This window comes from Variovorax sp. 05N34 (genome assembly GCF_056397405.1).
On sequence record NZ_JBFTNI010000001.1, the window covers coordinates 13,083 to 37,429 of the forward strand.

A 24,347-nucleotide genomic window follows, 5' to 3' on the forward strand; every position below is an offset into this window, starting at 1 on the left:
TGCGACAATGGACGCCTGCAACTCTTCGACAGAAGGCCCCGACATGCAATTCGCTTCCCGTCTCGACAATGTTGAATCCTCCGCCATCCGCGAACTCTTCAAGCTGCTCGGCACGCCCGGCATCATCAGCTTTGCAGGCGGCTTTCCGGACAGCGCGATGTTCGATGTCGAAGGGCTAAGGGAAGCCAGCTCCAGGGCCCTGGCCGAAGAGGCCGGCGGTGCATTGCAATATGGCGCGACCGAAGGCTACGAGCCGTTGCGCACGCAACTCAGCGCCTTCATGAAGACCAAGGGCGTTGAAGTCGACCCAAGCGGTCTCATCGTCACCACCGGCAGCCAGCAGGCGCTCGACCTGATCGGCAAGACGCTCATTTCCCCCGGCGACAAGGTCATCGTCGAAGGCCCGACTTTCCTGGCAACCATCCAGTGCTTCCGCCTCTATGGCGCGCAGTTGATCAGCGCGCCCATCGACGCCAACGGCGTGCGCACCGATGAACTCGAAAAGCTGATCGCCGAGCACAAGCCGAAGTTCGTCTACCTCATCCCGACTTTCGGCAATCCAAGCGGCGCGATGCTGAGCCTGGAGCGGCGCAAGAAGGTGCTGGAAATGGCGGTGAAGCACCAGACGCTGATCGTCGAGGACGACCCTTATGGCGATCTCTATTTCGACAAGGCACCGCCGCCTTCGATCATGTCGCTGACCCGCGACGTGCCCGGCAGCCGTGAGCTGGTGGTGCACTGCGGCAGCCTCAGCAAGGTGCTGAGCCCGGGCCTGCGCATTGGCTGGATGATTGGCCCGGCCGAACTCCTGGCAAAGGCCACGATGTGCAAGCAGTTCAGCGATGCGCACACCAGCACGTTCGCGCAGGCGACGGCGGCGCAGTATCTGAAAAGCGGCCGCATGCCTGCGACGCTCGCTAATGTGCGCAAGGTGTACGCCGAGCGTGCACAGGCCATGGGGGCGGCGCTGCAGAAGGAGCTCGGCGATGCGATCAGCTTCACGCAGCCCGGTGGCGGATTGTTCTTCTGGGCGCGCCTGACCGGCGCCAATGGCAAGGTCGCCGACGCCAATGTGCTCGCCAAGCGCGCCATCGAGAAGCTCGTGGCCTTCGTGCCGGGCGCTCCCTTCTTTGCGGAAAAGCCCGACCTCGCAACGCTGCGGCTGAGCTTTGCCACCGCGAACGTCGAGAAGATTCAGGAAGGCGTCGCGCGGCTTGGGGCGGCGCTCTGATAGCGGGCGCGCCGTCCTGGCCTACTGCGCCTTGATGCGCCTACTGGGCTTTAGGTAGCGCGTCGATCGAGAGCAGAACGCTTCGCGTGATGCTCTGCCGCTTCGGAAGGTCGGCGAGCCTCTTCGGCGTGTCCATGTTCATGGCGAAGAACACGGGGCCGGTCGGCCATTCGACCCAGCCGACCCACCAGCCGAGCTTGCCGGTCCACCCGGTCTTGCCCCGCAGGATCCAGTCCGGCCCCGCTTCATTGACGAGCACGTCCTTCACGAGCCTCTGGTGCTCGACCTTGAAGGGCAGCTGGTTTCGGTAAAGCCGCTGCAGGAAATCGATCTGCTCGAAGGATGAAATGGCGAGATCGCCTTCGACCCAGAACGGCTTGTCGCCAGTGGCAACCGCATTGCCGTAGCCGATCTTTCGCATGTAGGCAACCTCGCGTTCTTCGCCAAGTTCCTTGGCGAAGCGCTCGAAGACCCAGACCGTCGAGTTTCTGATCGCGGAGCGCAGGTTCTGGTCCTGGTTCCAGGCAGGCTGCGATCGCTTTACGCCGTCCCAGGGGATGACCTGGAATTCATCGTTCAGCAGGCCGGCGTCGAGCGCGAACAGGCTGTGCGGAATCTTGAAGGTCGACGCCGGCGAGTAGCGCCGCTCGGCGCGCGCCGGATCATAGACCAGGGTCTGCGGGGACTTGCCGCGGGCGTCGAGCACGACGATGCTGCCTTGAGCATTCGCCTCGGTGAAGAAGCGGGACCATTCGGTCTTTTCCTGAAACTGCGGGGCGGCCAATGCGAATGGCGCAAACCCTGCAGTGAGGGCGGAGAGGGCGGAGAGCACGATGTTTCTGCGATTCATGGCGGCAAGTCTAAAGAGCAAGTGCGCGCCCGAATCTGCAAAGACCCCCATCAGTGAAAAGGATGAAGCCCCGAATCGCTTCGAGCGCAGAATGTCCCGCGCGCGATTTCCCTTCAACAAACTGGAGATGATCATGGCATTCGACGGTTCGGCCATTACGGCGTTGCTGGATGGCTCTGTATCGAAAGGCGCTCTGCATGGCATTGCGGCGGTGGTGGTCGACCGCAACGGTCAGCTGTTCCATCACGCGGCCGGCGAGGCCACCGAGCACACCTTGTTCCGCAATGCGTCCATGACCAAGGCCGTTGCCACCACCGCCGCGCTGCAGCTTGTGGAGCAGGGGCGGCTGAGCCTCGACGCCGCGGTCGAATCGATCCTGCCGGAGTTCGGGGAGTTGGCCGTTCTGGACGGCTTCGACGGCGACAAGCCGCGCCTGCGCCCGCCCGCCACCAAAGCCACTGTGCGTCAGCTCATGACGCATTCGGCCGGCCTCGGCTACTTCTTCCTCAATGAAAAACTGGTCCAGTACCACTCGGTGACGGGAGAGCCGAATGCGCTGTCGGGGCTCAAGCGCAGCCTGTCGGTGCCAATGGTCAACGACCCGGGCACTGCTTGGGAATACGGTGTCAACAGCGACTGGCTCGGGCTCATCGTGGAAAAGATTTCGGGTCAGAGCCTCGGCAGCTATCTGCAGCAGTACGTCTATGGGCCGCTGGGAATGACTGATTCGACCTTCGAGCCCAGTACTGAACAGCGGGATCGATTGCTCCGCGTGATGCAGCGCCAGCCGGACGGCAAGCTCGCGCCATCGCCCTATGACTTGCCGCCCACCTCGGAGTGGGACGCCGCCGGCCACGGCTCTTACGGATCGGTGCAGGACTATGGCCGCTTCGTGCAGGCCTGGCTGAACGACGGCGCCGGCATTCTCAAGCCAGCCACCGTGGAGTTGGCGCTGCAAAACCACCTTGGCGACATCCAACTGCCCGAACTAATGAAGTCGGCGATGCCGGATTTGTCGAACGATGTCCCCTCACTTCCGGTTCCGCAGTCCTGGGGATTGGGCTTCCATCTCACGCTGGCCGACCTGCCGGGCATGCGCAGCAAAGGAACCGGAGACTGGGCGGGCGTCTTCAATTCGTACTACTGGATCGACCGCTCGAAAGGAATCGGCGGCGTGCTGATGACCCAGGTGCTTCCCTTCTTCGACATGCCGGTCGTCGAGACGCTCATCGCTTTCGAGATGGCGGTCTATCAGCAGGTGGGTGCGGCCGTGCCGGCAGCCTGAGCGAAGAGCGCGCTCGGTCAGGCGCGAATGTCTGAACCCAGAGCGCGATCGAAATCCGCGATCAGTTCGTCCGCGGATTCCAGCCCGACGGAGACGCGCACGAGCCCATCGGCAATGCCCATCTCGGCCCGCACCTTGGCTCCGGCTTCCCAGTAGATCGTCGGCGCGACCGGAATCACCAGCGTGCGGTTGTCGCCCAGTCCGGTCGCCTTGATCGGAAGCCTGAGCCGGTCAAGCGCCGCGAGCATGTCGATGCCTGCGCGCAGTTCGAACGCGAGCAGCCACGAGCCCGCCTTGAAATGCCGCAGCGCCAGTGCGTGCTTCGGATGGCTTTCCAGCATGGGGTAGTGCACGGCGCCGACGGCCGGATGGGTCTGCAGAAAGCGAGCGAGCGACAGCGCCGTCGCGCTGGTTTGCGCGACACGCAGCGCGAGGGTTTCGGCGCCGAGGCTGATGCGGTGGGCTTGCTCGGGCGACAGCGATGCGCCCATGTCGCGCAGCCCCTTCTTACGAAGCTGCTGCAAGCCCTGCTGACGTGCATCGAGATTGCGATAGCTGACCGAGATGTTGGGGTAGGCCGACCAGTCGAAAAGCCCCGTGTCGGTCACGGCTCCGCCCAGCGCGGCGCCATGTCCGCCGATGGTCTTCGTCAGCGAATTTACGACGAGCCCCGCGCCGACGGTTTTCGGCAGGAAGAGGGCAGGCGATGTGATCGTGTTGTCGACGACGTAGAGCAGCTCGCGTTCGCGGCACAGCGCGCCGATCGCTTCGATGTCCGGAATCTGCGTGCCGGGATTGGCAACGGTTTCGACAAAGACCAGCCGCGTTTCCGGCCGCAGCGCCGCGCGCACGTTGTCCACCGAGCCCGCATCGACCTTGGTGACACCGACGCCCAGGTCGCCCAGCGTGCCGAAAAGGCTGTTGGTGTTGCCGAACACGAAATGGCTCGAGACCATGTGATCGCCGGCCCGCAGCAGCGTGAGAAAGACCGCACTGATGGCAGCCATGCCGGTGGAAAAACAGACGGTGCCGATGCCTTGTTCGAGCAACGTGATCTTGGCTTCGAGCGCGGCCGTGGTCGGCGTGCCCTGGCGTGCATAGCTGTAGCTGCCCTTGAGCGTGCCCTGGAACACGCCGATGAGGTCTTCCACCCGGTCGAAGCCGAACTGCACCGCCGTATGAATCGGCTTGTGAATGCTGCCGTGCTCGGTGCCAAAGCGCCGATCGGCATGCAAGATGTCCGAGGCTGCCGGCGGATTCTTGTCGCTGGCTTCGGTGGGGTGGGTCATGGTGTCACCTCAGTAGTTCGAGCAGACGGTCGAGACCGCCCTCGTTGATCGCGACCATGGCTTGTTCGCGCACCTTCGGCTTGGCGTGATAGGCCACCGAGAGACCGGCTTCGCCCATCATCGGCAAGTCGTTGGCGCCGTCGCCGACCGCAATCGTTTCGCCGGGGGAAATGCCGAGCAGCGACGCCACTTCCAGCAAGGTCCGCCGCTTCTCGGCCCCGTCGCAGATGTCGCCCCACGATTGCTGCACGACCTGCCCGGTGAGCCGGCCTTCGGCTTCGTCCAGCAGGTTCGAGCGGGCGAAGTCGATGCCCAGTCGATCCTTCACCCGATTGGCAAAGAACGTGAAGCCGCCAGAGACCAGCAGCACCTTCATGCCAGCCGCCTTGCAGGCCGAGACGAGCTTCTCAGCGCCGGGGTTCAGTCGCAGCCGCTCGTCATAGACCCGCTGCAATGCATCGATCGGCACGCCCTTCAGCAGTGCCACGCGGCGGCGCAGGCTTTCCTTGAAGTCCTTGATCTCGCCACGCATGGTGGCCTCGGTGATCGCGGCCACCTCAGCCTTCTTGCCCACCGCATCGGCAATCTCGTCGATGCACTCGATGTTGATCAGCGTCGAATCCATGTCGAACGCGATCAGCTTGAAATCGGCGAGCGCCAGCGGCGGCGTGAAGCGCTGGACGACGAGCCCGGGCGAATGTTCTTTGGCGTTCATGCCGTTGCGGCTTCCTGTATTTTGGGTTGGCCCAGGCTGCGAAGCACGTCGCGCACCATCTGCGCGCGGTCCTTGGGCTCCTTCAACTCGCGTTCGATGCGCAGCTTTTCGTTGCCCGCGAGCTTGATGTGCTTGTTCTTCTGGATCAAATTGATGATGCTCATCGAATCGATTGGCGGGTCCTTCTTGAAGGTGATGTTGATCACACCAGGCGCCGCATCGACCTTCGTCACGCCGTAGGGTCGCGCGAGCACGCGCAGGCGGTGCACGTCGATCAATGTCTGTGCCTGCGGCGGCAGCTTGCCGAAGCGATCGACGATTTCTTCCAGAAGCGTGTCGATCTGGTCTGGCGTCTTGGCCGTCGCGAGCTTCTTGTAGAACGACAGGCGCAGATGCACGTCACCACAGTAGTCGTCGGGCAGAAGGGCGGGTGCGTGCAGGTTGATCTCGGTGGTCACGCTGAGCGGCGACAGCAGATCGGGCTCCTTGCCGGCCTTGAGCGAGCGAACGGCCTCGGACAGCATCTCGTTGTAGAGCTGGAAGCCGATCTCCATCATGTTGCCGCTCTGGTTTTCGCCGAGAACTTCGCCGGCGCCGCGAATCTCCAGGTCGTGCATCGCAAGATAGAAGCCCGATCCCAGTTCTTCCATTTGCTGGATGGCGTCGAGCCGCTGCGCCGCTTGCTTGGTCAGACCATCGATGTCCGGCACCATCAGATAGGCATAGGCCTGATGGTGGCTGCGGCCAACGCGGCCACGCAATTGGTGCAACTGCGCCAGGCCGAACTTGTCGGCGCGGCTCATCACGATGGTGTTGGCGCTCGGCACGTCGATGCCGGTCTCAATAATGGTCGAGCACAGCAGCAGGTTGTAGCGCTGGGCCACGAAGTCGCGCATCACGCGCTCGAGTTCGCGCTCGGGCATCTGGCCATGGGCCACGGCGATGCGCGCTTCCGGCAGGATTTCTTCCAGCTTCTGGCGGCGGTTCTGGATCGTCTCGACCTCGTTGTGCAGAAAGTAGACCTGTCCGCCGCGCTTGAGTTCGCGCAGCACGGCTTCGCGGATCACGCCCGTGCCCTCATTGCGCACGAAGGTCTTGATCGCGAGTCGCCGCTGCGGCGCGGTGGCGATGACGCTCAGGTCGCGCAGGCCTTCGAGCGCCATGCCCAGCGTGCGCGGGATTGGCGTGGCGGTGAGCGTCAGCACGTCGACTTCCGCGCGCAGTGCCTTCATCGCTTCCTTGTGACGCACCCCGAAGCGATGCTCCTCGTCGATGATCAGCAGGCCCATGTTCTTGAACTTGACCGATTGCGAAAGCAGCTTGTGCGTGCCGACCACGATGTCGATGCTGCCATCGGCGAGGCCCTTGGATGCGGCGGTGATTTCCTTGGCCGAGCGGAAGCGGCTCATCTCGGCGACCTTGACTGGCCATTTCGCGAAACGGTCGACCAGTGTCTGATAGTGCTGTTCAGCCAGCAGCGTGGTGGGCGCGAGGAAGGCGACCTGCTTGCCGCCAGTCATCGCGATGAATGCGGCGCGCAACGCCACTTCGGTCTTGCCGAAGCCCACGTCGCCGCAAACCAGGCGGTCCATCGGCTGCGGCGAAATCATGTCCTGGATGACCGCGTGAATGGCGGCCTTCTGGTCGGCCGTCTCGTCGAATCCGAAATCGTTGGCGAAGACCTCATAGTCGGCCGCGGAGAAGCGGAACGCGTGGCCTTCACGCGCGGCACGGCGCGCGTAGATGTTCAACAACTCGGCAGCCGAATCGCGCACTTGCTCCGCCGCTTTGCGCTTGGCCTTTTCCCACTGGCCGGAGCCGAGCTTGTGCAGGGGCGCCTCGTCGGCGCTGACGCCGGTATACCGGCTGATGAGATGCAGTTGGGACACGGGGACGTAGAGCGTGGCCTTGTCGGCATATTCCAGATGCAGCATTTCCTGCATCAGGGGCTTGCCGTCAGGTCCCGTGCCCTGGCCGAGATCCATGTTGATCAGCCCGCGATAGCGCCCGATGCCGTGTGCGGAATGCACCACCGGATCGCCGATGGCGAGCTCGCTCAGGTCCTTGATCAGCGCTTCGACGTCGCTGACTTGCTCCTGCTTGCGGTTGCGGCGGCGCGTGGTTGGCGCGGCGGCGAAGAGTTCGGTTTCGGTGACGAGGTCGATGCCTTGTTCACGCCATGCAAAACCGGAGACCAGCGCGGCGGTGGCGATGCCGATCTTCTCGTCCGGCGACGCCTCGAATTCGGCGAGCGAATCGAAGGCCGGCGGACCGACGCCACTGGCGCGCAGGAAGTCGAGCAGGCTTTCGCGCCGGCCGTCGCTTTCGGCGATGAAAAGCACGCGGTGCGGCGTGACGCGGATGTGTTCCTTGAGCTTGACAAGCGGGTCGTCCGCGCCGCGAACCACGGCAAAGGCCGGAAGCACGTCGAATTCGGCGTAAGGCGCTTCGGTCGCCACATCGCCGCGGATGGCGAGTTGTGCGTAGGGCTTGGCGCGCTGGTAGAACTGCTCGGCATTCAGGAAAAGTGCTTCGGGCGGCAACGCCGGCCGTTCGGGATCACCACGCACCAGTCGGTAGCGCTCGCCGGTGTCCTGCCAGAAATGCTGGAAAGCGGGTTCGAGGTCACCGTGCAGCACGACGGTGGCTTCGCTGCCGAGGTAATCGAAGACGGTCGCGGTTTCTTCGAAGAAAAGTGGCAGGTAGTACTCGATGCCCGCCGTCGCGACGCCATTGCCCATGTCCTTGTAGATGCGGCTGCGGGTGGGGTCGCCTTCGAGAAGTTCGCGCCAGCGGCTGCGAAAGCGCGTGCGCGCATCGTCGTCCATCGGGAACTCGCGGCCCGGCAACAGGCGCACTTCGGGTACCGGATAGAGGCTGCGCTGCGTGTCCGGGTCGAAGGTGCGGATCGAATCGATCTCGTCATCGAACAGGTCGACACGGAAGGGCACTGGGGAGCCCATGGGAAACAGATCGATCAGCCCGCCGCGCACTGCGTATTCACCGGGACTCACGACTTGCGTGACGTGGCTGTAGCCAGCCAGTGTGAGTTGGGCCTTGAGCTTCGCCTCTTCAAGCTTCTGACCGCTCTTGAACTGGAAGGTGTAGCCCGCGAGGAACCCGGGCGGCGCGAGCCGGTAGAGCGCCGTGGTCGCCGGGACGAGCACCACGTCGGCCTCTTTCTGGCTGATGCGCCAGAGGGTTGCCAGACGCTCGCTGATCAGATCCTGGTGCGGCGAGAAGGCGTCGTAGGGGAGCGTCTCCCAGTCCGGAAAGAGCGCACAGCGCAGGTCGGGCGCAAAGAATGCGATCTCATCGATGAGGCGCTGTGCATCGGTCGCGTCCGCGGTGATCACGGCGGTTGCACGGCCGGCAGACTTTTCGCGTTGAGCCAATTGCGCCAGCAACAGTGCATCGGCCGACAGCGGTGGGCGCGGCAGCGTGAAACGCTTGCCGGCCGTGAGTTGAGGGAGGTCCATGAAGTGCCTGGAGAGCCTGGGAAGCCTGAAAATGCCCGGGGAATGCAGAACACCCCGCGCCGGGCGGCGAGGGGTGTGAAAGCGGATTCTAGAATGGCTGCTCTTTTGTCGCAGGCCGATGTCGCACCCATGTCAGCTTCCAGATTTTTCGTCCTGATCCCTTGCGCGGGGTCCGGAATTCGCGCCGGTGGACAGGGGCCGAAGCAGTATCAGCGCATCGCTGGCCGCCCGGTGGTGGAGCACACGCTGGAGGTCTTCCGGTCTCTGAAGGGTCTGTTCGAGGGCATCGCGCTGGCGGTGGCGCCGGAAGACGCTGAGGTGGGGATCGTTCTTCCTCGCTTCCCAGCGGCAGGTGAACACCTGCTGCGAGTCGGCGGCGCTACGCGCGCGGCGACGGTTCGCAATGGCTTGCGGGCACTGCGCCAGGCTGGGGCCGGGCCTCACGATTGGGTGTTGGTTCATGACGCGGCGCGCTGTCTGGTGACACCAACGCAGATCGAAGCCCTGATCGCTGCTTGCGAGCACGATGCCGTCGGCGGCTTGCTGGCGCATCGCCTGGCGGACACGCTCAAGGTCGCTTCGCCCGACGGGCGCGTCGCCAGCACGGCAACCCGCGCCGACAAATGGCTTGCTCAGACGCCGCAGATGTTTCGCATCGGCATGCTGCTCGATGCGCTGGAGCGCGCCGGTGATGCAGTGACGGACGAGGCCAGTGCCATCGAGTCGGTCGGCCTCGCGCCACTGCTGGTTCCAGGAAGCGGCCAGAACTTCAAGCTCACGTTCCCGGAGGACTTTGCGCTCGCCGAAGCGATTCTGCGCAGCCGGCGGACGACGCACCATGACTGATTTCAACTTCCGCATCGGCGAGGGCTGGGATGTTCACCAGCTGGTCGCCGGCCGCAAGCTGGTGCTCGGCGGCGTCGAAGTGCCGCACATCACCGGCCTGCTGGGTCATTCGGACGCCGATGTGCTGCTGCATGCGATCACGGATGCATTGCTGGGTGCGGCGGGCCTCGGCGACATCGGGCGGCATTTTCCGGACACCGATCCGCAGTTTCTCGGCGCGGACTCGGCTGTCCTGCTGGCCGAGGCCGCACAACGGGTGCGTGCCGCGGGCTGGCAGATCGGCAATGTCGACAGCACCGTCATCGCGCAAGCGCCGAAGCTCGCGCCTCACATCCCGGCGATGTGCAAGCGCATCGCCGCGACGCTTGCCGTCGACATCGACCAAGTCAACGTGAAAGCAAAGACCGCCGAAAAACTCGGGCCAGTGGGCGAGGGCCGCGCCATGGAAGCGCGCGCCATCGTGCTGATTCACCGCTGAACGCCGAATTCCCTTTTTGCCTGGCCTTGTGCCTCCTTGTCCTTCGATGCTGAAGGATCAGGTTTGGCCGATGCCGCACGCGGCATGCGAATGTGCGCAGCCAGTCCGCGTCCTGGCGTGCTCGTGAGTGCAAAGGTGCCGCCCATGCGCTCGATGTTCTTCGTGACGATGGACAAACCCAGCCCGGCGCCGGCCGCGGAAGTTCGCGCCACGTCACCCCGGAAAAACGGCTTGCTCAGCTGCGAAAGCAGGGCAGGTGCGACGCCCGCGCCGTGGTCGCGCACCTTGATCAGCACCGCATCGTTGTGCGCCTGCGCCTGGATCGTGATATCGGCCACGCCCGTCGATGGCGTCTTGCCGTAGCGCCGTGCGTTCTCGACGAGGTTGGAGATCACGCGCTGCAACTCGACTTCGTCAGCCATCACCCGCAGATCGGACGCCACATCGACCGTGATCTTGATGTCCTCATGATCCTGAACGGCATAGGTGCAGGCGTCGATCACGTCACGCAGCAGCACGGGCTTGAAGTCCACATGGTCCGGGCGTGCGTAGTCGAGGAACTTGTCGATGATCGCGTCGAGCTGCGCAATGTCGGCGGCCATGTGATCGCGCGCGTCCTCATCGGCCACGCTCATTTCGGTTTCGAGCCGCAATCGCGCCAGCGGAGTTCGCAGGTCGTGCGAAATGCCGGCGAGCATCACGGCGCGATCCTGCTCGATCTTGGCGAGCTGGTCGGCCATGCGGTTGAAGCCGACGTTCACCGCCCGGATTTCGTTGGTCCGCGCGCGCTCGTCCAGGCGGTGCGCCTCGTATTCGCCTTCGCGCACCTGCATCGTTGCCTGCGACAACTGCTTGAGCGGCCGGTTGATCAGCCGGGTGATCAGCGCCGCGCCCGCCAGCGACAGCGCCATGGTGGTCGCGAGCCAGATGAGCCAGGTTCGGCGATCGAGACGGCTGAAGCGGGTGGGGTCGACCAGCAGCCAATAGGTATCGCTTTCGATGGTGAAGCCGATCCAGAGGCCGGGCTCATCATTGACGCGGCTCGCCACAGTCGTTCCCTCGCCGAGGCGGGCGATCAACTCCTCGGTGACCCGCTGGTCCAGCGCGCCGCTGGTGTAGGGCAGGAAGCGATCGCCGGGTTCGCGCGGCAGGATGCGCACGCCTTCCTGGTCGGCCAGCGTCTTGATGAGCGAAACGCGGGTGATGGCGTCCGAATACACCAGCGCCGCGCGAGTGAGGTTCACGAGCGAGGCAATCTGGTGCGCGGTCTGGATGGCGCGCGGCTCGTATTCGAGCGCGCGAAAAGTCTGCAGCCACGCGACCGTGCAGCCGACCAGCAGCAGCACGAGCAAGAAGAAGGTCCGCCAGAAAAGACTCAGCCCGAGCTGCAGCCGGGTCCGGCGCCGACGCTGGCCGAGGGCATCCAGCGGGCTCGGCAGCGTGCCCTGGGAGCTGTCCTCTGCGAGCGGGCTCGGCTGGGTGGTCTGGGGGCCGATCGTGGCGGCCACGGATCTCGACGCTTTCAGGTCGTGCCGTCCGGCACGAACACGTAGCCAACGCCCCAGACAGTCTGGATGTAGCGTGGCGCTGCGGCATCCGACTCGACCAGTTTGCGCAGGCGCGAGATCTGGACGTCGAGGCTGCGGTCGAAGGGCTCGAACTCGCGGCCGCGCGCCAGCTGCGCCAGCTTTTCGCGAGAAAGCGGCTGTCTGGGATGACGCACGAGCGCCTTCAACATCGCAAACTCGCCAGTGGTCAAGGACAACTCTTCACCATCCTTCTTGAGCGTGCGCGAGCCGAGGTCAAAGCTGAACGGCCCGAAGTTCACCGTTTCGTTGTCGGTCGATGGCGCGCCTGGTGCTTCGAGCGGCGGACGGCGGCGGAGCACCGCGTGCACGCGGGCCAGCAACTCGCGTGGATTGAAGGGCTTGCCGAGGTAGTCGTCGGCGCCAACCTCGAGGCCGACGATACGGTCCACGTCCTCACCCTTGGCCGTGAGCATGATGATGGGGGTGCGGTCGTTGGCTGCGCGCAGTCGTCGGCAGACCGAAAGGCCGTCCTCACCGGGCATCATGAGGTCGAGGACGATCAGGTCGACCGTGTCTCGCAGCAGGATGCGATTGAGAGCCTTGCCGTCTTCGGCCACGATCACCTCGAAACCTTCCTGAGTGAGGTAGCGGCGGAGTAGGTCGCGGATGCGTGCGTCGTCGTCGACGATCACGATCTTGTCTGTGCGTGCTGGAGCTTGATTCATTTTTACAACGCCAAATTTGTAACAGCACCAATTTTGAGGGTGTTGCGGAGTCGTTGAGCCGGTTTCCCGAAAGGTTTGACACTAAGTTACAAAACTTGCGGCCGCTAGCCTTCCGGACGTTCCCGCATTGCGCAGCGATGGCAAAGTGGGCTTGGAAGTCTCGCAATCCTTATGAAAACCAATAAATTCGCGGTACCTGTCTTGCTCACGACCTTCTGCCTCACCGGCTGGGCGGGGAGCTTCAGCTTCATGAACGTCAACGACCAGCGGCGGAGCGACGGCTCCGACGCGCAACGGCCCAGTATCGGTGTCAAGCGCAGCGAGATGGCTGGCGGCCGCCGCCTGACAGCTGCAGAGTTGGCGCAGCTGAGGCAGCAGGTGCGCCAGCAATGGTCTCCGGCTCCGCGGCAGGATATTGCCAGGTCGGCAGAAACCCAGACTGCTGACCGAATCGACCGTATGGACCGTATCGCACCGGTACCCGCTACCAAGGGCATCACGCTGGATTCGCCAGGACGGCCGCGTCGCTGAGTGGCGCCCCGTGCGGGCGCCGCCTACTTTCCACCACCTGACTTGAGGTTTCCTGAATTGATCAACATCAAACGACTCGCGGTATGCGCCGTCCTGATGAGTGCCACCGCTGCATGGTCCCAGAACGTGACGCTGCCATCACCGCAGAATGTGCTGCAACTGTCGGCCGACTCGTCGATCGAGGTGCAGCAGGACCAACTCAGCATGACGCTTTCGACCACGCGCGACGGCTCCGATGCCGCCAGCGTCCAAACCCAGCTGAAGACGGCCCTCGATGCAGCGCTCACCGAAGCGCGCAAGAACGCCCAAACGGGCCAACTCGACGTTCACACCGGCAATTTCAGCCTCTTTCCCCGACGCAGCCGCGACGGCAAGCTGACGGGCTGGCAAGGCACCGCCGAACTGGTTCTCGAAGGCCGGGACTTCCCGCGCATCGCCCAGACGGCGGCGAAGATCTCTACGCTGACCGTCAGCAACGTCGGCTTCAGCCTGAGCCGTGAGCAGCAGGCCAAGTCGCAAACTGAAGCACAGGCGCTTGCGATCGACAACTTCAAGCAACGCGCCGACGAACTCGCCAAGCGCTTCGGCTTCAGTGGCTATACGCTTCGCGAGGTGTCGGTCAACGCCCACATGGGCGGCCCGATCCGCCCGCGCATGATGGCAATGGATGCAGGCGCAAAGATGGCTTCGGCCGACGCGCCGGTGCCGATCGAAGCCGGCACCACGACCGTCATCGTCAACGTCTCAGGCTCTGTGCAGCTCAAGTAAGACCGCCTGCTGCAGGCTGGGGCTGGACGTCGCCTACTGCGCGGTCCAGCCGCCGTCGACCTGCCAGGCGACGCCCCGCACCTGATCGGCCGCCGGCGAGCACAGGAACACCGCGAGCCCGCCCAACTGATCGACCGTGGTGAATTGCAGCGAAGGCTGCTTTTCACCCAGCAGGTCGTTCTGCGCCTGGGCGACTGAAATACCTTCGCGTGCCGAGCGGTCTTCGATCTGCTTTTGCACCAGCGGCGTCAAGACCCATCCCGGACAGATCGCATTGCAGGTGACGCCGGTGGTGGCCGTTTCGAGTGCCACCGATTTCGTGAATCCGACAATGCCGTGCTTGGCTGCCACGTAGGCCGACTTCTGCGCCGACGCGACAAGGCCATGCGCCGATGCGATATTGATGACGCGGCCCCAGTTGGTCTCCCGCATTGCCGGTACGGCCAGCCGGGTCGTGTGGAAGGCACTGGAAAGATTGATGGCGATGATGGCGTCCCACCTTTCCGGCGGAAAGTCCTCGACCTTGGCAACGTGCTGGATTCCGGCGTTGTTGACCAGGACGTCGATGCGGCCGAAGTGGGCGGCAGCGAACTTCATCATGTCCTCGATCTGCGCTGGCTTGCTCATGTCCGCGCCGTGGTATTCCACCTTGACGCCCATAGCGGCGATCTCGGCCCGCGGGCCATCCGCGTCGCCGAAACCATTGAGCACGATGTTCGCGCCTTGCTGCGCAAGCGCCTTCGCAATAGCAAGGCCGATGCCACTGGTGGACCCCGTGACAAGCGCGGTTTTGCCTTTGAGCATGATGACGATCTCCGAATGAATTAGGATGCAACGAGACCATTATCTTCACCGCGAATTCGCTTCTTCCATGACCGCGCTCGCTTCTCATCACGTCCTCCGTGAGGCTTGCTGGCAGGCACCGCGGGCAATCCTTCTGCATTCGACAAAGTGAAGCGCGAACAGACCAATTTGCACGTCCCGCCCGCTTCGGATTCGCAGGTGGTCGACTATCCGCTGTCGGCGGCAACCGCCGAGCGCGCGCCGGTGATGGAGAACATGCTCGCGCGGGCGCGGGCTTTCGCCGAGCCCCTGATCGCGGACGAAACGCTGGACACTGGCGAGAACACGCTCTCCCATGCCGATGCGGTTGCGGCCATCGTCTCGTCGATGGGCGGGTCGGAGGCCATGCAGGCCGCCAGCTATCTTGTCTATTCTTGCCAGCACCTCAATCGGCCGCAGGAAGTCATCGCCAAGGTTTTCGGCGACAACTTCGCGGCGCTGGCCGTGGAGACAACGAAACTCGTGCACGTGCAGAAGCAGGCGCGCTCGGCCACTGCCAGCGTTCATGCGGCGGATGGCGTCGGCGCCCAGACCGAGAACGTGCGCAAGATGCTCCTTGCGTTCTCGCGCGATCTGCGCGTGGTGATGCTCCGTCTCGCGTCGCGACTGCAGACGCTGCGCTACGCCGCCGCGAGCAAGCGCCCGCCGCCCGAGAACGTGGCGCGCGAATCGCTGCAAGTGTTCGCGCCGCTGGCCAATCGCCTGGGTATCTGGCAGGTCAAATGGGAAATCGAGGACCTCTCGTTCCGTTTCCTCGAGCCGGAGACCTACAAGCTCATAGCACGACTGCTCGACGAAAAGCGCGTCGAGCGCGAAGGCTATGTCGAGCAATTGAGGACACGTCTCGAAAGAGACCTGGCTGCCGAAGGAGTCAGGGCCAAGGTGCAGGGGCGGCCGAAAAACATCTACAGCATCGTCAAGAAGATGCGCGGCAAGTCGCTCGACTTCGCACAGGTCTTCGACATCATGGCGCTGCGCGTGGTTGTCGCGGACGTCAAGGATTGCTATGCGGCACTGGCGTGGGTGCATTCTCATTTCCAGCCGATCGACGAGGAGTTCGACGACTACATCGCGCGCCCGAAGCCGAACGGCTATCAGTCCCTGCATACGGTCGTTCGCGAAGTCGTCGATGGGCATGCGGGCAAGCCGATCGAGATCCAGATCCGCACGGAGGAAATGCACGACCACGCTGAGCACGGTGTGGCCGCGCACTGGGCCTACAAGGAAGCTGGGCACAAGGGATATGCGGGCGTCTGGGCGAGCGGCGAATACGACGCCAAGATCGCAGTGCTCAGGCAACTGCTCGCGTGGGAGCGGGACCTGTCCGGCGGCCAGCAAGGGCAGGGCCTTTTCGACGACCGCATCTATGTGCTGACACCCGATGCGGCAATCGTCGAACTGCCGCAGGGTTCGACGGCGGTCGACTTTGCCTACACCGTTCATACGAGCCTTGGGCATCGCTGTCGCGGTGCGCGCGTCGACGGCGCAATGGTGCCGCTCAACACGCCGCTACAAAACGGGCAGACCGTCGAAATCATTGCAGCCAAGGAAGGTGGCCCATCGCGAGACTGGCTCAACGCCGAGTTGGGCTATCTGGCGAGTCATCGTGCGCGCGCGAAGGTGAGGGCATGGTTCAACGCACAGATCACCCACGAGACCGTCGCGCGTGGCCGGGAAGCCGTCGAACGGCTCCTTCAGCGCGAAGGAAAGACCGCGCTGAAGCTCGACGACCTTGCGTCGCAACTGGGTTTCAAGTCCGCTGACAACCTCTTCGAAGTGGTGGGAAAGGACGAGTTCTCGCTGCGCAACATCGAGGTGCTGCTGCGGCCGCCCGAGCCAGCGCCCGGGCCGGACGATGGGGTCATCATCAAGAAGGCGCGCGGCAGCGACCAGGCAGGGCGCGGCGGCGTGCTGGTCGTCGGCGTTTCGTCGTTGATGACGCAACTCGCCAAGTGCTGCAAGCCTGCGCCGCCCGATGCGATTCGCGGCTTCGTGACCAAGGGCCATGGCGTGAGCATCCATCGCGCCAACTGCAGCAACTTCCGCTCGATGGCCAGTCAGAACGCCGAGCGCGTCATCGATGTCGAATGGGGCGTGCAGAAAGGCGATGCCGGCTCCGTCTATGCAGTGGACGTGGCCGTCGAAGCGGCCGACCGGCAGGGCCTTCTGCGCGACATCTCCGACGTCTTCGCGCGCGAGAAGATGAACGTCATCGGCGTGCAGACGCAGTCGGTGAAGGGCACCGCGTGGATGACGTTCACCATCGAAATCAGCGATGCCGCACGCCTCACTCAGGTGTTGGGTGTGGTGTCGGGAGTGACAGGTGTGCGTTCTGCACGACGCCGTTAAAAAGTGCTCTCGGAGCCTGCTACAATTCGGCCTCTCGAATACAACCTAGGCGCGTAGCTCAGCTGGTTAGAGCACCACCTTGACATGGTGGGGGTCGTTGGTTCGAGTCCAATCGCGCCTACCAATTTTTGGTCACAGCATCTGATTAACCACCAGATGCGCAGCTGATCAAAGTCTTCTTCCTCTCTCCTCTTCCCTCTGTTTTTCGGCATAGCTCAGCCATCGTTCTATGGCGTTCGGGCGACTGGCGACTGACGCGGCAGTTGTGTTACCTTGACTGCATTCACCTCAATGCACCAGGTTTAGGAACCGATGAATACTGCCGCCGAGATCGATCCTTCGCAGGAAGAACTCCGAATCGCGGCGCTGGTGCGCCAGGCGCCGCTCGAATTCGCTCGCGTGGTCTACGGCCTCAACGATCGCGCCAACGGGCGCGCTGGAACCATGGCCGCTGAAGACGTCGCCCGAACTGTCCGCCACGGGACGCCCGTCACACGGGAACGCGCCGAGCAGCGGGCCCGCGGCTACCTGCCACTCGCAGGCCAGGAACACTGCCCTCGCTGCTGGGTGTTCAACGGCACGAAGAACCCACTGCAATATCGCGAAGCGACCGACACCCGTCCCGAGACTGGAATTTGCAAGACATGTGGCGCCGAATACGCGACATCGGTGGACTGAAGCTTCTTCCTCTTTGGCTTCTCCCGCTCCTTCTTCTCCGGTCAGGGTAAACCTTGGCGCAGTGCAATATGAGCGCTCCCTAGAATTGTTCGCGCACCAATTGTTGCGAAACCGAAGGAGTTCCTAGTGCAGAGCAAGAAGTCCGGTGTGAAGCCGGTCCAGCGGGTGATCAAGAAGTATCCGAACCGAAGGCTCTACGACACGGAAACCTCCAGCTACATCACCCTTGCGGAGGTGAAGCAGCTCGTCATGAACAAGGCATTGTTCGTGGTGCGCGACGCCAAGACGGGCGACGACCTCACGCGGAGCATCCTCTTGCAGGTCATCCTCGAGGAAGAGGCGGGCGGGGCGCCCATGTTCACCGAGCAGGTTCTCGCCAGCATCATCCGGTTCTATGGCCAGGCGATGCAAAGCTACATGGGGCCGTATCTCGAAAAGAATATTCAGGCGATGGCAGAGGTGCAGGCCCAGCTTGCCGAAAAGTCCGAAGGGCTGACGCCGGAGATGTGGTCGAGATTCATGGCCTTGCAGTCTCCGGTGCTTCAAGGACTGATGGGGAATTACGTCGAGCAGTCCAAGAATGTTTTCCTGCAGATGCAGGAGCAGATGCAGAAGAACACTGAACAGGTCCTGGGCGCCTTTGGCATCAAGCGTCCCTGAAAGAGGCAGGACGGTCGATAGCTGGGACAATACGGGGATATGAGCGAAGTTGCCTCCCCCGAACGAATTGCCGCGCCAACTGCGCCGAAAGTTGGTTTCGTGAGCCTTGGTTGCCCAAAGGCCCTTACCGACTCCGAATTGATCCTTACCCAACTGAGTGCCGAGGGCTACCAGACTTCGAAGACCTTCGAAGGTGCCGACCTGGTGATCGTCAACACTTGCGGCTTCATTGACGACGCCGTCAAGGAGAGCCTCGACACGATCGGTGAAGCTCTGGCCGAGAACGGTCGCGTGATCGTCACTGGTTGCCTGGGCGCAAAAACTGGTGACGGGGGCGGCAACCTCGTACGCCAGATGCACCCGAGCGTGCTGGCAGTCACCGGTCCGCATGCGACGCAGGAAGTGATGGATGCGGTGCATGCGAACCTGCCCAAGCCGCACGATCCGTTCATCGATCTGGTGCCGCAGGCGTTCGGGGTTGCCGGGCTGAAGCTCACGCCGCGCCATTACGCGTATCTGAAGATCAGCGAGGGATGCAATCACCGCTGCACGTTCTGCATCATTCCTTCGATGCGAGGAGACCTCGTATCGCGGCCGGTCGGCGACGTGCTTTCCGAAGCCAAGGCTTTGTTCGAGGGTGGCGTCAAGGAACTGCTCGTGATCAGCCAGGACACGTCTGCCTATGGCGTAGACGTGAAGTACCGCACCGGATTCTGGGACGGAAAGCCGGTCAAGACGCGAATGCTCGAGCTTGTTCGGACGCTGGGTGAAATCGCAGCGCCCTATGGGGCGTGGGTGCGCCTGCACTATGTTTATCCTTATCCGAGCGTCGACGAGATCATTCCATTGATGGCCAGCGGACAAGTGTTGCCCTACCTCGATGTGCCGTTGCAGCACAGCCATCCCGACGTTCTGCGCCGCATGAAGCGGCCAGCAAGCGGCGAAAAGAATCTGGAACGCATCGCGCGCTGGCGGGAGGTCTGTCCCGAATTGGTGATTCGGAGCACCTTCATTGCCGGGTTCCCCGGTGAGACGGAGGAAGAGTTCGAGCACTTGCTCGATTTCATCCGCGAGGCGGAGATCGACCGCGCAGGCTGTTTCGCCTATAGCCCTGTGGCGGGCGCCGCTGCGAACGACATTGCAGGGATGCTGCCGGAGGGAGAGCGCGAAGCACGGCGTGCGCGCTTCATGGAAGTCGCGGAGGCCGTGTCGATTGCCAAGCTGCGCAAGCGAATCGGCGCCACGATGCAGGTGTTGGTGGATTCGGCACCCGGGTTGGGACGCAAGGGCGGCGTCGGTCGCAGCTACGCCGATGCGCCCGAGATCGATGGCATCGTGCGGCTGCTGCCGCCGGAAAAGATCAGCAAGACATTGAAGGTCGGTGAGTTCACTCGCGCACGCGTCGTCGGCGCTGAGGGACACGACCTGATTGCGCTGCCCATTTGATGTTGGTGATGTTGGGCAGCCCCAACGAAAAAGCCACCGGAGACCGGTGGCTTGAATCGAAAAACCCGGAAAGGGTGAACTTAAACTTGGTGCCCAGAAGAGGCATCAAAGGTCTTTATCCATGCGGGTTTCTACAGGTTTGGGGACGAGTCCGTCCCCAAACGTGACCGCTTCAGCTGCAGGTATGGAAAAAAAACTACAAATCTTCATTTCATCAACCTTCAGTGATCTGAGGCCAGAGCGGCAAGCCGCGGTCGAGGGCGTGCTCCTCTCCGGAAACATTCCGGCGGGCATGGAGCTATTCGCCGCCGGCGACAAGTCGCAGCTCGAAGTGATCAAACGATGGATCAAAAATTCCGACGCCTACATGTTGATAGTCGGCGCGCGCTACGGATCAATTGAGCCTGTCTCTGGCAAGAGCTACACACAGCTGGAGTACGAGTACGCCCAGGAATTGGGTCTGCCAATGTTTGGGATCGTGATGAGCGATGCCGCACTGAAGCTTCGGGTGAAGGAGCTTGGCAGCGCTATGGCAGAAAGTGCTACTCACGGGGCAAAGCTGCTGCTCTTTCGTGAGAACGTCCTAGGCAGGGTTTCTCGTTTCTGCGATGACGAAAAGGATGTCAAGTTGGCGGTCCTCGAATCCCTAAGAGAGATCGCACTGCGGGAGGGCATTGTCGGATGGGTGCGCGGTGGAGACGCCGATAGCCTTGGGAAGTTGGCCCAGGAGATCGACCGACTCGGAAACGAGAACGAACGCCTAGTTCGTGAGATCTCTGAACTGCAGGCGCAGCCTACAAGTGTGTTGAATTTGGCCGGGCTGGACGAGATTGTGGAAGTGCCGTTTAGCCATAAGCGCATGGGCGGACGCGAAAACAAGACCAAGATCAAGTGGACATGGGCGCAAGTCTTCAACGCGGTGGGCCCTCTGCTCCTAGAGCATCCCCCCGACGCGAAGGTCGAGGCAAAGCTGGGCGAAGCGCTTCTTGAGCTGGGAATGGATGAGCGCGTGAACAACTTCACCATCCACCGCGTGGATCATGACTTTTTTGGCACGGTTAAATTTCACCTTGAGGCCCTTGGGTTGGTGAAGGTCAGCTACCTAAAGTCCGTGGCAGGCACCATGCACCTGTACTGGGGTTTGACCCCCAAGGGCAAACAGACGCTGATGGAACTTCGCGCGGTGAAGAGCAGGGCAGCCTAGTCGTAGTTGGCTGCGAGCCGAGGGCGGCCGCCGCGTTTCGATTGGCCACCGATGTGAGACTCGACCCAAGCGACTATGTCACAGCGCCGCCATCTCGGCTTACTCCGGCGACCATCTCGGCCGGTGAGTCGCAGCGGCTTCGGAAAGCCTGGCGCTGCGACGTAGTGCTCCGTCACGTACCTGCCGGTGCACTTCAGCATGGCGCCAACGTCCTCTGCCTCGAGCAGCGCGTCCGGTGCCATCCGCACCGCGATCTCGCGTGCGAGCGCCTGCAAGTCGACCTGGTCATTCATGCTGGCTGCTCCCATTGATGTCGCGCGTGGCTGGCGCAGCCGGCGTGGCGCGCGTGCGGCTTCGTTGCCCGCAGCGCTCTGGCGATGCGGCTCGCGCCCATCTGCTCGAGCTGGTATTCGTGAAGGCGCAAGGCCTCGGTGATGTCGTCCAGCTCCTGCAGGTAGAGCGGCGTCGGGCACCAGGTGCCGCTGTCCATCGCTCGCTGCCTGATGCCGGCCAGTGCCTGCTCGCCGAGGAGAAGGTGGCCACGTAGGCCTTTGACGACTCCGCGGACGTCGATCACCAGGGCCGTCTCGACGGCGCTGGCCAGCGTATGCCACTGCTGCTCTGTCGCCACGCCTTCACGCAACGCCACGAGGGCAGGACGTGTGGGCCGGAGAAGCTGCTCGAGAGTCATTCGGCTTGCCTCGCTCCAGATGGCACGGCGAGAGCGGCCTCGATGCGCGCGTAGAGCTCGTCGTCTGCGCCGCTGTTGTCCTCTGGGTGCGCGTCCCGGTACCACTTCAGGCCGTTGTGGGCCTCTTCGAGCAAGTCGCGCAGAGGCTTGGCCTTCGGTGCTGCCTGCTCGCTGACGCCGGGGTGATAGGTCCAATCCTTCACGGCCTCTGCCATTGCTGCCTGCTCGGCGTCGGCGGTGGTTCTTGCGCTGTGGTGCCAGAGGAACGCGCAGTAGGCCGCCACGTCGCGCGGGTCGCCCTTCGCAATGTGCTCGAGCAACTTCGCCCGGCATTCGTCGATCCAGTCGGCAGAGCGCCACCCGTCGCTGTAGCCGTATTTCACTTCAGCGGCGGCCAGCTTGGCGGCGAGCGCGCGAGCGAACCGAACTACGAGATTGACGGTCAGCGGGTGCAGTGCAGCGCCATTGGTTAGCCAATTCGCGCCGAACGAATCCGGCGGTGACCACCAGCGAGCGTTCGGCTCAGCCTTCGGTTCGGCGTAGCCGCCGTGAATGGGGCGGCCCGGCTTCATGCCTGCACCTCGAGCATGTCGGTGTCGAACTCTGCGATCTTGGAGGCCTTGCCGCCGCGGCCGGGGAACTTCACCTGCCACCGGTCCACGCCGACCACCTGGCCGCTCACCACGCCTTCCTTGCCGGCGTGATCGCCGCCGGTGCCCGCGAGCGTTTCCTTGACCTTCACCTTGACTCCGACGTCGACTCGCTTTTTGCGGGAGGCCCCGGTCGGAAATGGCCATGCGACTTCGGAGGAGGGCGCGAGCGCGGCAGGTGCCGCGCCTTCCTCTTGAGCTGCGCCGTGAGGCGCGTGGTCCTGTCCCTGAGCGGCTTCAGCCGCTCGTTCTTGCTCTGCGCCGTCAGGCGCGTGATCAAGCTCCTGGAACGCGAGCGCGATGTCCAGCTGGACTTCTTCTTTAGATTTCTTTCTCGCGCGTGGTGCTTGCGCCGCAGGCGGGGGAGACGATTTTTTTCCGCGATTGGTCTTCGCCGGCGTCGGCGAGGCTTGCTCGGCCGCGAGCGTCGGTTTCTTGGGGCGCAGGGCCTGCTCCAGCTCGTCTTTCACGGCCGCCCGGATCGGCTCGAGGTCGACCTGGTAGTCGGCTGCCACAGCCTCGATGCGCTCGGCCTCGAGCGCCTTGCCGGTGGACCAGCTCATCAGCTGCAGCATGTCTTGCTGCATGAGCAGGATGTACATGCACTGCTCGGCTTGGACGACGCTGGCGCTGCGCAGGTAGTCCTCGATAGCGGCGCGGTCGGCAAGCTTGCCGAGGCAGAGCAGCTCGCAGACATGCTGGCGTTCGTCGCCGCGCAGTCCGCCGAGCAACTCGCTGGCGATGAGGCGGCACACCCGCTCGCTGATCTCGCTGCCGTGCACCGCCTCGGCCATGGTCGCATGGACCGCTGTGATGGCGCGCTTGCGCCAAGTCTTCTCGAACTTCGCGATGGCATTGCGCTTGGCCTCGTCGGCGCTCACCACGCGGTCGCTGCGCGCCTGCTGTGGAGTGATACGGCCCGAGTCCTTCAGCAGCTTGGTGACCTTGTCCCTGGGCAGCACCTCGATCAGCTCGCCGGCTTTGTGCGGGTTCTGCATCAGGATCGGCTCGGGCGCATCCTTGCCTAGAATGGTCTTCAGCATCTTGCTGCCGCCCACGCGGCTGTCGGGGCGATCGATGCGCGTGTAGCCTTCGATCTTGCTGTGCTCCCATGGCCAGAGCTTCTTGGCCTCACGCTCGGTGATCACGCGTTGGCCCTTGGCTTGCGCCTCGGCGACCACGTTGGCCTCGTGCGCGGCTTCCTTGTCGTGGAAGCACTTTGGGTCGGTGCACACATCGGCACTGTCGACATCCGCGTAGATGTCCGGCTCGCAGCCGGTGCGCTTCGTGCAGTCTCTACAGCTGCCCGCTTCGGGCACCAGGGATGCATCGGTGATCTTGAAGCGCGCCGCGTCCAGCCGCAGCATCACGTTCTGCTGCGCCCATTGCAGGAAGCTGCGAAAGCTCGGCACGCTGCCTTGCCAGTCGGTCCTGGTCGCTTCGTCGAGCGCCTTCTGCTGCAGCTGGGTGTCGGGGATGCGCGCAATCACCAGGGCGCGGCTCGAGTCGATCTTCCCGTCGTAGAACGCCTGGCGGGCCGCCTCGCAGAGCTTCAGCAGCTTGATCCGCGCGTAGACATAGCCGCGGCTCTTGCCGATCTTTGCGCCGATGTCCTCCTTCGTGATCCCGGTCGCCTTGCACAGCCTCTCGTACCCTTCGGCTTCCTCCATCGCGTGGAGATCGTCCCGCTGCAGGTTCTCGATCAGCTGCACCTCGAGTACCTGCTCATCGGTCAGGTGGCGAATCATCGCGGGGATGGTTTCCACGCCGGCCAGCTTGCTCGCGCGGTACCGGCGCTCGCCGGCGATAAGTTCGTAGGCAGGCCGCTCGCCCTTGCGCCGGCCTTCGAAAGTTTCTTGCATGCGGCTGAGCGGCAGCGGTCGCACAAGCACCGGCTGGTGCACGCCGCTGGCTTTGATGCTCTCGGCGAGTTCCTGCAGGCGCGGGATGTTGAAGACGGTCCGCGGGTTCGTGGCGCTGGCCACGATTAAGGCGAGGTCGATCACCATGAATTCGTCGCCCGGCTGGGTGGCCTGGTCAACCTGGTCGGCGAGGGCCGTGCCGCTGTCGGCTGAAAATTCCTTGAGGGACATTGATTGC

Annotated in this window: 22 protein-coding genes and 1 tRNA gene; 12 read left to right on the forward strand and 11 right to left on the reverse strand. The window is 63.4% G+C overall.

Annotated elements, in window-relative coordinates; translation table 11 throughout:
- Positions 1–43: 43 nt before the first annotated feature.
- A complete protein-coding gene (locus AC1DMA_RS00055) occupies positions 44–1,231 on the forward strand; it encodes an aminotransferase-like domain-containing protein (protein WP_478142853.1) in 1,188 nt (395 codons plus the stop codon).
- A gap of 40 nt (positions 1,232–1,271) precedes the next feature.
- Here the strand turns inward: AC1DMA_RS00055 and blaOXA are convergent, their stop codons facing one another.
- Positions 1,272–2,081, reverse strand: a complete 810-nt coding sequence (gene blaOXA, locus AC1DMA_RS00060; RefSeq protein ID WP_478142854.1) for a class D beta-lactamase — start codon at positions 2,079–2,081, stop codon at positions 1,272–1,274.
- 133 nt (positions 2,082–2,214) lie between these two features.
- Between blaOXA and AC1DMA_RS00065 the strand changes: the two genes are divergently transcribed.
- Positions 2,215–3,366, forward strand: coding sequence for a serine hydrolase domain-containing protein (locus tag AC1DMA_RS00065; protein ID WP_478142855.1), 1,152 nt, complete (start codon positions 2,215–2,217; stop codon positions 3,364–3,366).
- Between the two features lie 17 nt (positions 3,367–3,383).
- Here the strand turns inward: AC1DMA_RS00065 and AC1DMA_RS00070 are convergent, their stop codons facing one another.
- Genes AC1DMA_RS00070 through mfd form a run of 3 tightly spaced genes read right to left on the reverse strand, consistent with a single transcriptional unit; the run spans position 3,384 to position 8,849 of the window.
- Complete coding sequence (locus AC1DMA_RS00070; RefSeq protein WP_478142856.1) at positions 3,384–4,655, reverse strand: cystathionine gamma-synthase family protein; 1,272 nt, start codon at positions 4,653–4,655, stop codon at positions 3,384–3,386.
- A gap of 4 nt (positions 4,656–4,659) precedes the next feature.
- Positions 4,660–5,370, reverse strand: a complete 711-nt coding sequence (serB, locus tag AC1DMA_RS00075) for a phosphoserine phosphatase SerB (protein WP_478142857.1) — start codon at positions 5,368–5,370, stop codon at positions 4,660–4,662.
- Positions 5,367–8,849 (reverse strand): transcription-repair coupling factor, encoded by a 3,483-nt coding sequence (gene mfd / locus AC1DMA_RS00080; RefSeq protein WP_478142858.1) that lies wholly within the window; start codon positions 8,847–8,849, stop codon positions 5,367–5,369. The genes serB and mfd overlap by 4 nt, the downstream gene beginning before the upstream one ends.
- 129 nt (positions 8,850–8,978) lie before the next feature.
- Here mfd and ispD point away from each other — a divergent pair, with 129 nt between their 5' ends.
- A complete protein-coding gene (ispD, locus tag AC1DMA_RS00085; protein ID WP_478142859.1) occupies positions 8,979–9,695 on the forward strand; it encodes a 2-C-methyl-D-erythritol 4-phosphate cytidylyltransferase in 717 nt (238 codons plus the stop codon).
- A complete protein-coding gene (gene ispF / locus AC1DMA_RS00090; RefSeq protein ID WP_478142860.1) occupies positions 9,688–10,173 on the forward strand; it encodes a 2-C-methyl-D-erythritol 2,4-cyclodiphosphate synthase in 486 nt (161 codons plus the stop codon). The genes ispD and ispF overlap by 8 nt, the downstream gene beginning before the upstream one ends.
- On the opposite strand, the gene AC1DMA_RS00095 is transcribed toward ispF, so the two are convergent.
- Positions 10,164–11,612 carry a sensor histidine kinase gene (locus AC1DMA_RS00095; protein WP_478143335.1) on the reverse strand — a complete coding sequence of 483 codons (1,449 nt, stop codon included), beginning with the start codon at positions 11,610–11,612 and terminating at the stop codon, positions 10,164–10,166. The genes ispF and AC1DMA_RS00095 overlap by 10 nt on opposite strands.
- Positions 11,613–11,695: 83 nt before the next feature.
- Positions 11,696–12,427: an osmolarity response regulator transcription factor OmpR gene (gene ompR, locus AC1DMA_RS00100; RefSeq protein ID WP_028250078.1), complete on the reverse strand. Its 732-nt coding sequence runs from the start codon at positions 12,425–12,427 to the stop codon at positions 11,696–11,698.
- Positions 12,428–12,598: 171 nt separating this feature from the next.
- Here ompR and AC1DMA_RS00105 point away from each other — a divergent pair, with 171 nt between their 5' ends.
- Positions 12,599–12,958: a hypothetical protein gene (locus AC1DMA_RS00105; RefSeq protein ID WP_478123432.1), complete on the forward strand. Its 360-nt coding sequence runs from the start codon at positions 12,599–12,601 to the stop codon at positions 12,956–12,958.
- 96 nt (positions 12,959–13,054) lie between these two features.
- Positions 13,055–13,726: an SIMPL domain-containing protein gene (locus AC1DMA_RS00110; protein WP_478142861.1), complete on the forward strand. Its 672-nt coding sequence runs from the start codon at positions 13,055–13,057 to the stop codon at positions 13,724–13,726.
- A gap of 33 nt (positions 13,727–13,759) precedes the next feature.
- Here the strand turns inward: AC1DMA_RS00110 and AC1DMA_RS00115 are convergent, their stop codons facing one another.
- The gene (locus tag AC1DMA_RS00115) at positions 13,760–14,530 is read right to left on the reverse strand and encodes a 3-hydroxybutyrate dehydrogenase (RefSeq protein ID WP_478142862.1); all 771 of its coding nucleotides are present in this window, start codon (positions 14,528–14,530) and stop codon (positions 13,760–13,762) included.
- Positions 14,531–14,776: 246 nt separating this feature from the next.
- On the opposite strand from AC1DMA_RS00115, the gene AC1DMA_RS00120 reads away from it, so the two are divergent.
- The 6 genes from AC1DMA_RS00120 (at position 14,777) to AC1DMA_RS00145 (ending at position 20,906) form a co-directional block, all read left to right on the forward strand.
- Positions 14,777–16,918 carry a RelA/SpoT family protein gene (locus AC1DMA_RS00120; protein WP_478123971.1) on the forward strand — a complete coding sequence of 714 codons (2,142 nt, stop codon included), beginning with the start codon at positions 14,777–14,779 and terminating at the stop codon, positions 16,916–16,918.
- A gap of 47 nt (positions 16,919–16,965) precedes the next feature.
- Positions 16,966–17,042 (forward strand) — tRNA-Val (locus AC1DMA_RS00125).
- A gap of 188 nt (positions 17,043–17,230) precedes the next feature.
- A complete protein-coding gene (locus tag AC1DMA_RS00130) occupies positions 17,231–17,596 on the forward strand; it encodes a hypothetical protein (protein ID WP_478123429.1) in 366 nt (121 codons plus the stop codon).
- A gap of 126 nt (positions 17,597–17,722) precedes the next feature.
- On the forward strand, positions 17,723–18,256 hold the full coding sequence (gene phaR / locus AC1DMA_RS00135; protein ID WP_478123428.1) for a polyhydroxyalkanoate synthesis repressor PhaR: 534 nt from the start codon (positions 17,723–17,725) through the stop codon (positions 18,254–18,256).
- 39 nt (positions 18,257–18,295) lie between these two features.
- Positions 18,296–19,702 (forward strand): 30S ribosomal protein S12 methylthiotransferase RimO, encoded by a 1,407-nt coding sequence (gene rimO / locus AC1DMA_RS00140; protein WP_478123427.1) that lies wholly within the window; start codon positions 18,296–18,298, stop codon positions 19,700–19,702.
- Between the two features lie 163 nt (positions 19,703–19,865).
- Positions 19,866–20,906, forward strand: coding sequence for a DUF4062 domain-containing protein (locus AC1DMA_RS00145; protein ID WP_478142863.1), 1,041 nt, complete (start codon positions 19,866–19,868; stop codon positions 20,904–20,906).
- Here the strand turns inward: AC1DMA_RS00145 and AC1DMA_RS00150 are convergent.
- The 4 genes from AC1DMA_RS00150 to AC1DMA_RS00165 are packed head-to-tail and all read right to left on the reverse strand — an operon-like array spanning position 20,903 to position 24,340.
- Positions 20,903–21,199: a helix-turn-helix transcriptional regulator gene (locus AC1DMA_RS00150; RefSeq protein WP_478142864.1), complete on the reverse strand. Its 297-nt coding sequence runs from the start codon at positions 21,197–21,199 to the stop codon at positions 20,903–20,905. The two genes, AC1DMA_RS00145 and AC1DMA_RS00150, sit on opposite strands and share 4 nt — an antisense overlap.
- On the reverse strand, positions 21,196–21,597 hold the full coding sequence (locus tag AC1DMA_RS00155; RefSeq protein WP_478142865.1) for a hypothetical protein: 402 nt from the start codon (positions 21,595–21,597) through the stop codon (positions 21,196–21,198). Before AC1DMA_RS00155 ends, AC1DMA_RS00150 begins: the two co-directional genes overlap by 4 nt.
- Entirely contained in the window at positions 21,594–22,169 is a 576-nt protein-coding gene (locus AC1DMA_RS00160; RefSeq protein ID WP_478142866.1) for a hypothetical protein, read from the reverse strand. Before AC1DMA_RS00160 ends, AC1DMA_RS00155 begins: the two co-directional genes overlap by 4 nt.
- Complete coding sequence (locus AC1DMA_RS00165; RefSeq protein WP_478142867.1) at positions 22,166–24,340, reverse strand: ParB/RepB/Spo0J family partition protein; 2,175 nt, start codon at positions 24,338–24,340, stop codon at positions 22,166–22,168. Before AC1DMA_RS00165 ends, AC1DMA_RS00160 begins: the two co-directional genes overlap by 4 nt.
- Positions 24,341–24,347: the final 7 nt, after the last annotated feature.